The following is a 12,858-nucleotide window of genomic DNA, read 5'->3' as shown; positions in this document are numbered from 1 at the left end:
GACTGTTCGCCGCGGCCGCGAGAAGTTGCACTACCTGAACGCCGCACCGATCAACGCGATCGCCGACCGCTGGATGCACCAGTACGACCGGCAGCTCCAACGTCGCCGGGGTCGGCGAGGGCACCTACGGTTCGGCCGCGGCCCAGGTCTCCCACCCGGCCAAGCAAGGCCTCGTGCAGTGCTTCTCGATCTACATCGACACCCTGTTCATCTGCATGGCGACCGGGCTGATGATCATCGTGACCGGCGCCTACAACGTCGAGCCGGCCGGTGGTCCTGCGCTGGCGACGAACCTGCCGGGCGTCGAAGCGGGCCCGGCCTACACCCAGGCGGCGATGGACTCGGTGTTCTTCGGCGCGGGCGGCCCGTTCGTCGCGGTGGCGATCGCGCTGTTCGCGTTCTCGACGCTGGTGGCCTTCTACTACATCAGCGAGACGAACCTGACCTACGTGCTCGGCCGCACCCCGACGACGGCCACCGCGATCCTCAAGACCGTCCTGCTGGGCATGACGTTCTGGGGAGCGGTGCAGTCCGCCGACCTGATCTGGGCGATCGGCGACGTCGGCTACGCGGCGCTGGCGTGGGTCAACATGCTGTGCCTGCTGCTGCTGGCCAAACCGGCCCTCCGGGCCCTGCGCGACTTCGACGCCCAACGACGTCGCGGCCAGGACCCGACCTTCGACCCGGCATCGATCGGCCTGACCGACCTCGAATGCTGGGGAACAGCAACCACTTCGGTGAAGCAACGCGACTGATCACCGCACGGCCCGGTCGGTTCCGCTTCGGACCGGCTGGGCCGTGCCGCGAGACCTTCTCCGGGACCGCAGTTTCAATTGAAACTGCAGATCTTCGATGCGCGGCGCAGGAGCTCGTGATGCGGGCTCCGCCCGTCCGGCGGTGGTGGTCGCCGGACGGGCGGAACCGGTCAGAGGACCTTGTCCAGGAAGGCGCGGATCCGGGGGTTGGTGTTGTCGTCGGAGAAGAACTCGTCCGGTGGGAGGTCGGCGACGATGTTCCCGCCGTCGACGAACACGACGCGGTCGGCGACCTTGCGGGCGAAGCCCATCTCGTGGGTGACGACGACCATGGTCATGCCGTCGTCGGCGAGCTCGGACATGATGTCCAGGACGTCCTGGACGACCTCCGGGTCCAGCGCGGACGTCGGTTCGTCGAAGAGCATCAGCTTCGGGTCCATCGCGGCGGCGCGGACGATCGCGACGCGCTGCTTCTGCCCGCCGGACAGCCTGTTCGGGTGGGCGTCGGCGCGTTCGAGCATGCCGACGCGCTCCAGCAGGCGGCGGGCCTTCGCCTCGGCCTCGGCCTTCGACCTCTTGAGCACGTTCATCTGGGGCAGCACGACGTTGCGCAGCACGGTCATGTTGGGGAACAGGTTGAAGTGCTGGAACACCATGCCCATCCGGGACCGCAGCCGGTTGAGGTCGACACCGCGGCCGGTCAGCTCCTCGCCGTCGAAGCGCACGCTGCCGGCGGTCGGGGTTTCCAGCAGGTTCAGGCAGCGCAGGAAGGTGGACTTGCCGCCGCCGCTGGGGCCGATCACCGCGACCACCTGGCCGGGCTCGATGGTGAAGTCGATCCCGCGCAGCACCTCGACCTCGCCGTAGCTCTTGGTCAGGTCCTTGACTTCGAGTAGTGCCATCAGATGTACACCGCCATCTTCTTCTCGATGGTGCTCGTCGCGAAACCGATGAGGTTGGTGATCAGGTAGTAGATGAGGCCGATGAACAGGTAGACCGTCAACGCGTCGAACGTGCGGGAGATGATGGTCTGCCCCACCAGGAACAGCTCGTGGATGGTCACGAACGACACCAGCGCCGAGTTCTTCGTCATCGACACGAACTCGTTGCCCAGCGGCGGGAGCATGCGCAGGAACGCCTGCGGGATGATCACGTGGCGCATCGCCGCGGCGTGCGACATCCCGCACGACCGCGACGCTTCCAGCTGACCGCGATCGACGGACTGCACGGCACCGCGGAAGATCTCGGTCACGTACGAGCCGCTGTAGAGCCCGAGGGCGATGATCCCGGCGGCCATCGGGGGCAGCTGCAGACCGAGCTGCGGGAGTCCGAAGTAGATGAAGAACAGCTGGACCACGAACGGAGTTCCGCGGATCACCGAGACGTAGGCGGTGCCCAGCCACCGCAGCGGTGCGATCCGGCTGAGCTTGGCGAAACCGCCGATGGTGCCGAGCAGCAGGCTCAGCACCAGGGCGCTCAGGATGACCTTGAGGCTGACCAGCAGGCCCTGCCAGATCTGGCCCGAGGACTCGACGATGGTGGTGACGTTGAACAGCGGGTGTTCGGCCGGCTTGGCGGCGGTGGCCTCCGCGCCGAACCACTTGTCGGTGGTCTGCTGGTAGGAGCCGTCGTCGCGCATCTGCTTGAGCGCGGTGTTGAACGCGTCCCGCAGGGCCGGATCGGCCTTCTGGAAGGCGTAGCCGTAGTTCTCCTCGGTCAGCCGGTCGCCGACCTGCTTGAGACCGCCCTGCTGGGCGATGAAGTACTTGCCGCCCGGGGCGCCGGTCACCACGGCGTCGGCCTGCCCCAGCCGCGCCGACGAGAACATCTGCTCGTTGGTCTGCACGGTGATCAGCTGCGCGGCGGGCTGGTGCTGCTTGAGCCACTCGACGGACTTCGTGCCCACCTGGACGGCGACCCGCTTGCCCGCCAGGTCCTTCAGCGAGCCGATCGAGTTGTCCTTCTCGTTGGCGAAGATGGCGAGGCCGCCGGGGTAGTAGACATCGGTGAAATCAACGGCTTTGGCGCGCTCGGCGCTGATGTAGATCGCCGAGGCGCCCACGTCGATCTGGTTGGCCTGCAGCGCGGGAACGATGTTGCCGAACGGCATCTGGACGAACTCGACGTTCTTGATCCCGGCCCGGGCGGCCAGCGCCCGGACCAGGTCGACGTCGAAACCGAGCTGGTTGCCGCCGGCATCGGTGAACTCGAACGGCGGGAAGGTCGCGTCGGTGCCGACCCGCAGCGGGACCTGGCCGGACCGCAGTGCCGCGAGCTTGTCGGTGGGAGGAGGTTCTTGCGCGGTCGCCGCGCTCGTGGGCACGAGCACGAGCAGACAGGTGAGGAGTGCGGTCGCTAACCGCGCCCAGGTCCGCTGACGGGGCATCTCAGTGTCCTTCCGGGACAGATCGGTCGGCAGCGCCCATCGTGATCGTGTGCACGAGGCGGGCCGCGATCCGAGCGGTGCGGTGGTCGATGTCGTAGGTGGGGTTCAGCTCGGTGATGTCGGCCAGCACGAGCTTCGGGTCGTCGCCGACCAGCCGGCACACTTCGACGACGACAGCGGCGGGTACGCCGAGGGTCGAAGGGGCGCTGACTCCGGGCGCCTGCGCGGCGGGGAGCACGTCGAGATCGATCGACAGGTACAGCGCGTCGACGTCCGCGGTGAAGGCCCGGACGAACTCGAGGACGTCCTCGACGTGCCGCTCCTGGCAGTCGAGGTCCAGCAGGTGGCGGACGCCGAGCTCGGCCGCCGTGGTGAACAGCGCGGCGGTGTTGCCCGGCTGGCTGATCCCGATCGCCGCGTAGGTGAACTCGGCGCCGCGCTCGGCTTCGGCGGCGGCGATCTGCCGGAACGGGGTGCCGGACGACGGGCGCTCGGCTTCTCGCAGGTCGAAGTGCGCGTCGAGGTTGAGCACGCCGAGGCGCCGTCCGTCCAGCAGGCCGCTGCGCGCGAGCCCGAGGTAGGAGCCGTAGGCCGTTTCGTGCCCGCCGCCGAGCATGAACGGGAGGTTTCCGGCGCCCAGTTGTGCCGCGACAGCTCCGGCGAGGTCGTCCTGCGCCGCTTCGAGGGCATCACCGGTGACGGCAACATCGCCGGCGTCGTGCACGACGACCTCCGGCGGGATCGCGAACGAACCCAGCGCGGCGCGGATCGCGCCAGGGCCCGCCTGCGCGCCCGGACGGCCACCGTTGCGGCGGACTCCGATGTCGCTGGGGAAACCGATCAGCGAAACGCCGGCGGTACCGGGGGATTCGCCGATCGCGTTGTGCCACCTGCGATGTTCCGGCCCGGGTCCGTCCGTGCGCCCGGTCCACTCCGGAGCGGCTGTGCTCACGCGTACGCCTCCAGTCTGCTGATGTCCTGCGCTGCGGCGTGGGTGAGCGTGATGAGGGATTCGCGTCGCGCTCGGACGCGGAAATCCGGGGCCATCGTGCTGACCACGCCGACGAGGTCGTGCTTGCGGCCCAGCACGGGCACGCTCACGCCCCACACCCCGGGATCGACCTGACCGACGCTGATCGCGAAGCCCTGGTCCCGCACGCGGCGCAGGTCGACCTCCAACTTCTCGACCTGCGCGGTGCTCAGCCCGTGCGCTGCGGCGGCACGCTCGACCCGGTCCGCGGGGAGGTGCGCCAGCAGGGCTTGTGCGCTCGCACCGAAGGTGAGCGGTTTGCTCAGCCCGGGGGAGAAGCTGCACCGGATGACCCGCGTTCCCTCGGCGGCTTCGATGCAGAGCACGTCGTTGTCGCGGGCGATGAGGAACGCGGCGAGTTCGTCGGTGTCGGTGGCCAACCGCCGGAGCCGGAGTCGCACGCCGCCTTGGCTGAGCACTTCGCGCCGGTAGTTCTCGGCCATCTGCACCGTCAGCGATCCAGCGCAGTAGCGGCCGCGGGTGCGTCCCTGGTGCACCAGGCCGATCTCGACGAACGCCGTCAGGTGCCGGTACACGGCGCTGGAGGGAATGCCGGTGCGGGCGGAGATCTCCTCCGCGGTCACGCTCTCCTGCTCGGCGAACACCGCCAGGATCTGCGCAGCTCGTCTACCGGCCTTCCGGTTCGTTTCCGGGCTGGTCACGGCGGGGACAGTACGTCGGCGGTGTGCGGCTGCCCAGTTATTTCTCCCAGTGACTGGGAATGTTATTCCCAGTATTCGAACGGATGCGGAGCGGAACCGCCACGAGGTCTCCGACCGTGCCCGGCCGACTACTCGTGGTGAAACTGCGGCCGGAAAGCCTTGCGCGCGAAGTGGTTTCGCCCGTGTTCGGAAGTTTGTCCGGGCTCTGAAGCAGTTCCGCCCGCCCGGCAGCGGTGATATCCGGGCGGGCGGTGCGGTGGATCAGGCGAAGATGATGCCTTCGTCGAGTTCGCCGCGGATCTCGGTGCCGACCTTGCGGGCCAGCAGGTCGTCGAGGCGGTCGAGCGGGCCGATGAGGGCCCGGCCGCCGGCTCGGGCCACGCGGATCGCGGCGTCGACCTTCGGCTTCATGGAGCCTTCGGCGAAGGCGAGCTCGGAGATCGCGTCCGCCGAGGCGGTCAGGATGTCGCGCTGCTGCGGGGTTCCCCAGTTCTCGCTGACGTAGTCGCCGTCGGTGAGCATGATCAGCGTGTCAGCTTCGAGCTCGGCGGCCAGCGCGGCGCTCGCGAGGTCCTTGTCGACGACCGCCTGCATGCCCGCCTCGCGCCCCTTCGAATCGGTCTTGACGGGGACGCCGCCGCCACCGACGCACACGACGAGCCGGTTGTTCTCCAGCAGTAGCCGGACCATCGGCGCCTGCACCACGCGGACCGGGTTCGGCGAGGGGACGACGCGGCGGAAGTTGGCGCCGTCGCGGGCGATCGTCCAGCGGTACTCGGCCGCCGCCTCGGCCGCGTCCTGCGCGGAGTAGGTCGGGCCGATCAGCTTCGTCGGCCGGTCGAAGGCCGGGTCGTCCTCGTCGACGACGGTCGTGGTGAGCACCGCCGCGACCTCGCGCTCGCCGCCGAGGGCGTTGGTGAGCTCCTGCTGGACGACGTAGCCGATCATGCCCTGGGTCTCGGCGCCGAGGATGTCCAGGGGGTAGGCGGCGACGTCCTGGTAGGCGAGGTTCTGCAGGGCGAGTAGTCCGACCTGCGGCCCGTTGCCGTGGGTGATGACGACCTCGTGCTCGCGCGCCAGCCCGGCCAGCGCCTGGCAGGTCGACTTCACGTTGGCCCGCAGCCGGTCGGCGGTCATCGGTTCCCCGCGCCTGGCCAGGGCGTTCCCGCCCAGTGCCACAACAACTCGCATGCGTGCTTCTCCTCCGCTGGTCCCTGATGCGACTTGCTGTCGCAGACACTGGGTAATGGTATACCATTTTATGGGACGTCGACGTCTCGAAGTGGCAAGCAGGGGTGGTTCGGATGCACGCGCTCTCCGCCGCCGGGCGCGCTCTCTCGATCGACGAGGAGGCGGCCGGCTACCTCCTCGCGCACCCCGGGATCGGTCGCGTTCATTCGGTCTTCGACCGGGTGGTGAACGTGATTTCCGACAAAGATCGGCTCATAGCACTGTGTTCGGCCGAGATGGACGATGCGCCGTGGAGTGTTCGGGTCGACGTCGAGGGCTGGGCGGAGTGGCGGCTCGCGGCGGGTGATCGCGTCCGGTTGTCCGCCGCGGCGATCGCGTTCGCGGGCGGTTCGTCGCGGATCGTCCGAATCGACGGGGCTCGCAAATGGTATACAAAAGCCATTCCCGTCGAACTCGGGCACGGCGAACCGGGCAGGCGGGCCGGGGCGCTCGCCGCGTTCCTCGACGTGCACGGCGTCGACGGGGGAGTGCGGACCTCCGGTGCGGCGGCCACGGTCTTCGAAGCCCAGATCCAGGAGCAACTGGCACGCGGGTGCGCAGCGCTGGTCACCGCGGTCCGCGGCGAGGACGGCCCAGCCGTGGTCGCTGCCGCGACGAGCCTGCTCGGGCTCGGACCCGGGCTGACCCCGGCCGGCGACGACTTCCTCACCGGAATCGCGCTGCTCGCCGCACAACCGCACAGCACCTTGTCGTGGATCAACCCGCTCATCGGGCAGGCCCTCGACGACGGCCCGGAGCGGACGACCCCGCTGAGCCGCGCCACCCTCCGCGCCGCACTCCGCGGACGCGCCCGTCAAGGCCTGCTCGACCTGCTGCGCGTGCTGCTCGATCCGGCCCCGGTCGGCGACGAGCTCCTGGCGCGGCAGCTCCGGCTCCACGCCGGCCCGGTGGTGGGCATCGGCCACACGTCCGGAACCGACATCCTGTCCGGCCTGCTGGCCGGGTTCCGACTGGAAGAAGAACTGAGAGGTTTCATGTGACTGCCACCGCAGTGATCAAGGAGAACACCTACTTCGATTCGGTGTCCCTGATGTCGATCTCGACCAAGGCGAACCAGATCGACGGCGTGGACCAGGCCTTCGTGGCGATGGCGACCGAGATGAACAAGGGGGTGCTGGACAACCTCGACCTGCTCACCCCCGAGCTCGCGGCCGCCGGCAACGGCGACCTCATGATCGTCGCGGTCACCGGCGACGGCGTGGACACCGACGACGTGATCGCCCAGATCGAAGGACTGCTCGCCCGCAAGGCCCCGGCCGGTGGCGAGGCGAAGGTCGGCTACCGCACGATCTCCTCGGCCGCGCAGGGCGAGCCGGGCGCGAACCTCGCGGTCATCGCGGTCAACGGCGCGTTCGCCGCCCGCGAGGCGCGCAAGGCGCTCGAGAACGACCTGCACGTGATCATGTTCAGCGACAACGTCGACGTCGCCGACGAGATCGAGCTGAAGAACCTGGCCCACGACAAGGGCCTGCTGATGATGGGCCCCGACTGCGGCACGGCCATCATCAACAACGTCGGGCTCTGCTTCGCCAACGCTGTCCGCCCCGGCACGATCGGCATCGTCGCCGCTTCCGGCACCGGCTCGCAGGAGGTGAGCGTCCGGATCCACGCACTGGGCGGCGGGATCTCGCAGCTCCTCGGCACCGGCGGTCGCGACCTGTCCGCCGAGGTCGGCGGCATCATGATGATCGACGGCATCCGCGCCCTCGCGCAGGACCCGAAGACCGAAGCCATCGTGCTGGTGTCCAAGCCCCCGGCGCCCGAGGTGGAGGAGAAGGTCCTCGCGGAGATCGCCGCGGCGGGCAAGCCCGTCGTCGTGTACTTCATCAACGGTTCCGAGGCGGCCGTGACCGCGGCCGGCGGCCACTTCGCGTCGAGCAGCCAGGACGCCGCGCTGCAGGCCGTCCGCCTCACCGCGGTCCCGGACGCCGCGGTGCCCGAGCTCGACCAGGACCGGGTCGCCGAGGTGCGCGGCAAGCTCGGCTCGGAGCAGCGGTTCGTGCGCGGCCTGTTCTGCGGCGGCACGCTGTGCGACGAGTCGATGTACGCGCTGCTCGACGACGGCGAAGAGGTCTTCAGCAACATCCAGAAGGACGCGGATTTCGTCCTGCGCGCCAAGGACACCAGCACCGGGCACACGTTCCTGGACTTCGGCGACGACGAGTTCACCAACGGCCGCCCGCACCCGATGATCGACCCGTCGCTGCGCCTGGAGCGCCTGGTCCAGGAGGCCGCGGACCCGACCGTCGCCGCGATCGTCATGGACTTCGTGCTCGGCTTCGGCTCCCACGAGGACCCGGTCGGCGTCACCCTCCCGGCCATCGCCGAGGCGAAGCGCATCGCCGCCGACGCCGGACGCCACCTGGAGATCGTCGGCTACGTGCTCGGCACCGACATCGACGCGCCGTCGCTGAACGAGCAGGTCGCGGCCCTCGAAGCTGCCGGGGTCACCGTCACCCGCAGCAGCACCGAAACCGGCCGGTTCGCCCGCGCCATCACCCGGAAGGACTCCCGCGCATGAGCACCCCCACCACCCAGCTGTTCAGCAACGACCTCAACGTCATCAACGTCGGCCTGCAGATGTTCGAGGACGACATCGCCGCGCAAGGCGGCACCGTCACGACGCTCGACTGGACGCCGCCCGGCAACGGCAAGCCCGAGGTGATCGCCGCCCTCGACGTGCTCGAGCGCCCCGAGATCAAGGCGAAGATCGAGGCGGCGAACGCCGAAGCGGCCGACCGGGTCATGAACGCCAAGCCGATGCTGGTCGGTTTCGGCCGGGCCATCGACGTCGTGCCCGGCATGACGCCGACCACCATCATCCACGCCGGCCCGCCGATCGAGTTCGAGCGGATGTCCGGTCCGATGAAGGGCGCCGTGACCGGAGCGCTGGTATTCGAGGGCCTGGCGAAGGACCTGGAGGAGGCCGCGGAGGTCGCCGCGTCCGGGAAGATCACCTTCTCGCCGTGCCACGAGCACGACTGCGTCGGCTCGATGGCCGGTGTCACCTCGGCGTCGATGTACATGCACGTCCTGCACAACGAGACGCACGGCAACTACTCCTACACCAACCTGTCGGAGCAGATGGCCAAGATCCTGCGGATGGGCGCCAACGACGAGAGCGTCGTCGAGCGGCTGATCTGGATGCGCGACGTCCTCGGCCCCATGCTCAAGGAGGCCATGGAGATCGGCGGCCCGATCGACCTGCGCCTGCTGCTCGCGCAGGCCCTGCACATGGGCGACGAGGCGCACAACCGCAACAACGCCGGCACGCTGCTGTTCTTCCAAGCGCTGGCGCCGTCGCTGCTGCGCACCAGCTTCACCACGGAGCAGAAGAAGGAGGTCTTCGACTTCATCGCGAGCTCCGACTACTTCTCCGGCCCGGTGTGGTTGGCGATGGCCAAGGCCGGTTTGGACGCCGCGCACGGCATCGAGAACTCCACAGTGGTCACCACGATGGCCCGCAACGGCGTCGAGTTCGGCATCCGGGTGAGCGGCCTGGGCGGCAACCACTGGCTGACCGGCCCGGCGCAGAAGGTCGTCGGCCCGATGTTCGCCGGCTACAAGCCCGAGGACTCCGGTCTCGACATCGGTGACTCCGCGATCAGCGAGACCTTCGGTTTCGGTGGTTTCGCGATGGCCGCCGCCCCGGCGATCGTCGCCCTGGTCGGCGGCACCGTCGAGGAGGCCGTCGCCTACACCCGGGACATGGCGCAGATCACCACGGCGGAGAACCCGAACCTGACGATCCCGTCGCTGGGCTTCCAGGGCCTGCCGACCGCGATCGACGTGCGCAAGGTCCTCGACACCGGGATCCTGCCTGTCATCAACACCGCCATCGCGCACAAGGAAGCGGGCATCGGCATGATCGGCGCCGGTATCACGCACCCGCCGGCGGAGGTCTTCGAGAAGGCCGTCATCGCCCTCGCCGAGAAGCTCGCCCCCAGCGCGGAACCGCGGGCATGACAGCGGGGGAGGCGCAGGAAGAGCACGCCGGTCTCGAACTCGAGTCGGAGTTCGAGCACAGCCCGGTGCCGCCGACGCACCGGAAGTCGCTGCTGACGGTGTCGGCCGTCTGGTTCGGCTTCCCGATGATCCTCACCAACGCCGTGCCCGGTGGCCTCGTGGTCGCCATGCTCGGTTTCGGGCGAGGACTGGCCGCGATCCTCGTGGCGAACCTCATCATGTTCGCCTACGTCAGCCTGCTCAGCTACCGCGCGGGGCAGACCGGCAAGAGCTTCTCGTTGCAGGCGACGGAAACGTTCGGCACCGCGGGCTACGCGGTCGCCTCGGGCTTCCTGTCCACAGTGGTCGTGGGCTGGTTCGCGTTCAACACGGGAGCGACCGGCGCGAGCCTGAACAAGGCGTTCGGCTGGAACGAAACCCTGGTGGCCGGTGCGGCGGGCATCGTCTTCATCGCCGTGACCTACCTCGGCATCAAGGCGCTGTCCTGGCTCGGCGCGATCGCGGCGCCGCTGTTCATCGCGGCGGCGGGCACTGCCGTGGTCATCGCGGCGCAGCACAGCGATTTCGGCCGGATCGCGGACTTCCAGGGCGTCGGCGGCGGTGCCATGACGTTCGGCGTCGCGGTCACCACGATCATGGCGACCTTCGCCGACTCGGGCACCATGACGGCCGACTTCACCCGCTGGTCGGAGAACGGCCGCCAAGCGGTGTGGGCGACGGTGACGGCGTTCCCGGTCGCGAGCCTCGTCGCCCAGCTCAGCGGCGCGGTCCTCGTCGCCGCCGGTGCCATCGCGTCCGCGGAGTCCGCGGGTGGTGACTTCACCCCGATCCTCACCGGCGCGGGAAGCCCGCTGCTGGACGTCCTGGTCGTGGTCTTCGTGGTGGTCAACCTGGGTTCGGTCTGCACCCACTGCCTCTACAACGGGGCATTGGGCTGGTCGCACCTGACCCGCTCGAAGATGCGGCTCCTGACCCTGGTCCTCGGCGTGATCGGAGTGCTCGCGGCGCTGCTCGGCGCCTGGAACTACTTCGTGAACTGGCTGTCGATCCTCGGGGTCCTGGTCCCACCGCTCGGTGCGGTCCTCATCGCGGACCAGATCATCCTCCGAAACCCCGTTCACCGAGCACGACCTGGCGGACACTGGCGAGCTGGTGCCGGTGGACCGGCCGGCGGGGCGCAATGCAGCCGGGATCGTCGTGGGCGTGACGAGCACTCCGACGCCCCGCCACCCGGACGGCGTGACCCGGGTCGTGCTGCTCGGCGACGCCACCAGGTCGCTCGGGGCCTTGGCCGAACCGGAGTGCGCGCGGGTGTGCGCAGCGCTGGACCTCGCCAGGCGAACGGGTGTCCCGGTGGAGTGGTTCGCGTTGTCCGCCGGGGCGAAGATCTCGATGGACTCCGGCACCGAGAACATGGACTGGGTCGCCCGCGCCCTCAAGTCGATCGTCACCTTCACGCAGGAGGGCGGCGAGATCAACGTGGTGGTCGCGGGCGTGAACGTCGGCGCGCAGCCGTACTGGAACGCCGAGGCCACGATGCTCATGCACACCAGGGGGGTCCTGGTGATGACGCCCGACTCGACCATGGTGCTGACCGGCAAGAAGTCGCTGGACTTCTCGGGCAGCGTGTCCGCCGAGGACAACTTCGGCATCGGCGGCCACGACCGGATCATGGGGCCCAACGGGCAGGCCCAGCACTGGGCACCGGACCTGGCGGGTGCGCTGGACGTGCTGCTGGACCACTACGACCACACCTACGTCGCGCGCGGGGAACAGGGGCCGCGCCGCGCCGCCACCACCGATCCGGCGGACCGGGACGTCCGCCGGTTCCCGCACCCCACCGCCGACGGCGATTTCGACTCGGTCGGCGACATCTTCTCCGCCGCGAAGAACCCGGACCGCAAGAAGGCGTTCGACATCCGGACCGTGCTGCGCGCCGTGTCCGACCAGGACCTGCCGGTGCGGGAGCGCTGGGCGGGCATGGCGGGCGCGGAGACCACGGTGGTGACCGACGCGCACATCGGCGGATTCCCGGTGTGCCTGGTCGGCGTCGAATCGCGCCCGGTGCCCCGCCGCGGATTCCCGCCCACCGACGGTCCGAGCGCCTTCACCGCCGGAACCCTGTTCCCCGGGTCGGCGAAGAAGGTGGCCCGCGCGATCAACGCGGCCAGCGGGAACCGGCCGCTGGTGGTGCTGGCGAACCTGTCGGGCTTCGACGGCTCACCCGAGTCGATGCGGACGCTGCAGCTCGAGTACGGCGCGGAGATCGCCAGGGCGATCGTCAACTTCCGCGGCCCGATCGTGTTCTGCGTGATCTCCCGCTACCACGGCGGCGCCTTCGTGGTTTTCTCCAAGGCGCTGAACCCCCGGATGACCGTGCTCGCGGTGTCCGGCTCCTTCGCATCGGTCCTCGGCGGCGCCCCCGCCGCGGCGGTGGTCTTCGCCGGTGAGGTCGACGCCCGCACCGACCGCGATCCCCGGGTCAGCCGGCTACCGCGGTCCGATCCGCGCGCACGGCGCACCCGGGAATCGGTGCGGGCCGAGAAGCTCGCCGAGGTGGCGGCGGAATTCGACGCGGTGCACGACATCCAGCGCACCGTCGAAGTCGGCTCGGTGGACGAGATCATCGAACCGGAGGACCTGCGACCGCGGATCATCGCAACCCTGGAGCACGAACTCCGCGAGCAAGACCGGGGCTGAACAGCTCGTGCGTGCGTTGGGGCGCCAGGACCGGCCCCAACGCACGCGAGCGGATCTGCAGGCCGCTGGTGCCGATCCGGTGGCACGAGGTCTGGTCGTAGAAGCCCT

General features: G+C 69.4%; 8 protein-coding genes and 4 pseudogenes. 7 read left to right on the top strand and 5 right to left on the bottom strand.

Going from position 1 to position 12,858, the window contains the following annotated elements:
• Positions 1-94: pseudogene (locus ABTZ89_RS25595) on the top strand (ArsR family transcriptional regulator); the annotation flags it as partial.
• A gap of 61 nt (positions 95-155) precedes the next feature.
• Positions 156-755, top strand: a pseudogene (locus ABTZ89_RS25590) (alanine:cation symporter family protein); the annotation flags it as partial.
• 170 nt (positions 756-925) lie between these two features.
• Here the strand turns inward: ABTZ89_RS25590 and ABTZ89_RS25585 are convergent.
• From ABTZ89_RS25585 to ABTZ89_RS25565, 5 genes are all read right to left on the bottom strand, one after another.
• The gene (locus tag ABTZ89_RS25585; protein WP_351049106.1) at positions 926-1,657 is read right to left on the bottom strand and encodes an amino acid ABC transporter ATP-binding protein; all 732 of its coding nucleotides are present in this window, start codon (positions 1,655-1,657) and stop codon (positions 926-928) included.
• The gene (locus ABTZ89_RS25580; protein ID WP_351049103.1) at positions 1,657-3,141 is read right to left on the bottom strand and encodes an ABC transporter substrate-binding protein/permease; all 1,485 of its coding nucleotides are present in this window, start codon (positions 3,139-3,141) and stop codon (positions 1,657-1,659) included. Before ABTZ89_RS25580 ends, ABTZ89_RS25585 begins: the two co-directional genes overlap by 1 nt.
• Position 3,142: 1 nt before the next feature.
• Positions 3,143-4,093 carry a formimidoylglutamase gene (gene hutG / locus ABTZ89_RS25575; protein WP_351049100.1) on the bottom strand — a complete coding sequence of 317 codons (951 nt, stop codon included), beginning with the start codon at positions 4,091-4,093 and terminating at the stop codon, positions 3,143-3,145.
• Positions 4,090-4,833, bottom strand: coding sequence for an IclR family transcriptional regulator (locus tag ABTZ89_RS25570; protein ID WP_351049097.1), 744 nt, complete (start codon positions 4,831-4,833; stop codon positions 4,090-4,092). Before ABTZ89_RS25570 ends, hutG begins: the two co-directional genes overlap by 4 nt.
• A gap of 261 nt (positions 4,834-5,094) precedes the next feature.
• Positions 5,095-6,024: a carbamate kinase gene (locus ABTZ89_RS25565; RefSeq protein WP_270947850.1), complete on the bottom strand. Its 930-nt coding sequence runs from the start codon at positions 6,022-6,024 to the stop codon at positions 5,095-5,097.
• 113 nt (positions 6,025-6,137) lie between these two features.
• On the opposite strand from ABTZ89_RS25565, the gene ABTZ89_RS25560 reads away from it, so the two are divergent.
• The 5 genes and pseudogenes from ABTZ89_RS25560 to ABTZ89_RS25540 form a co-directional block, all read left to right on the top strand.
• Positions 6,138-7,064, top strand: a complete 927-nt coding sequence (locus ABTZ89_RS25560) for an oxamate carbamoyltransferase subunit AllH family protein (protein ID WP_351049093.1) — start codon at positions 6,138-6,140, stop codon at positions 7,062-7,064.
• Entirely contained in the window at positions 7,061-8,605 is a 1,545-nt protein-coding gene (gene fdrA, locus ABTZ89_RS25555; RefSeq protein ID WP_351049090.1) for an acyl-CoA synthetase FdrA, read from the top strand. The genes ABTZ89_RS25560 and fdrA overlap by 4 nt, the downstream gene beginning before the upstream one ends.
• A complete protein-coding gene (locus ABTZ89_RS25550) occupies positions 8,602-10,050 on the top strand; it encodes a YlbE family protein (protein WP_351049087.1) in 1,449 nt (482 codons plus the stop codon). Before fdrA ends, ABTZ89_RS25550 begins: the two co-directional genes overlap by 4 nt.
• Positions 10,047-11,102 (top strand): annotated as a pseudogene (locus tag ABTZ89_RS25545) (cytosine permease); the annotation flags it as partial. The gene ABTZ89_RS25550 and the pseudogene ABTZ89_RS25545, both read left to right, overlap by 4 nt.
• 64 nt (positions 11,103-11,166) lie before the next feature.
• Positions 11,167-12,750: pseudogene (locus tag ABTZ89_RS25540) on the top strand (carboxyl transferase domain-containing protein); the annotation flags it as partial.
• Positions 12,751-12,858: the final 108 nt, after the last annotated feature.

Source organism: Saccharopolyspora sp. NPDC002686 (genome assembly GCF_040295745.1).
GTDB lineage: Bacteria > Actinomycetota > Actinomycetes > Mycobacteriales > Pseudonocardiaceae > Saccharopolyspora > Saccharopolyspora oryzae.
Note: the sequence above shows the minus strand (reverse complement) of the source record. Positions and strands in the feature narration are given on the sequence as shown.

Coding starts and splice junctions, on each gene's coding strand:
- ABTZ89_RS25585 (WP_351049106.1), bottom strand. CDS start 1,657: ATGGCACTACTCGAAGTCAAGGACCTGACCAAGAGCTACGGCGAGGTC.
- ABTZ89_RS25580 (WP_351049103.1), bottom strand. CDS start 3,141: ATGCCCCGTCAGCGGACCTGGGCGCGGTTAGCGACCGCACTCCTCACC.
- ABTZ89_RS25565 (WP_270947850.1), bottom strand. CDS start 6,024: ATGCGAGTTGTTGTGGCACTGGGCGGGAACGCCCTGGCCAGGCGCGGG.
- ABTZ89_RS25560 (WP_351049093.1), top strand. CDS start 6,138: ATGCACGCGCTCTCCGCCGCCGGGCGCGCTCTCTCGATCGACGAGGAG.
- ABTZ89_RS25550 (WP_351049087.1), top strand. CDS start 8,602: ATGAGCACCCCCACCACCCAGCTGTTCAGCAACGACCTCAACGTCATC.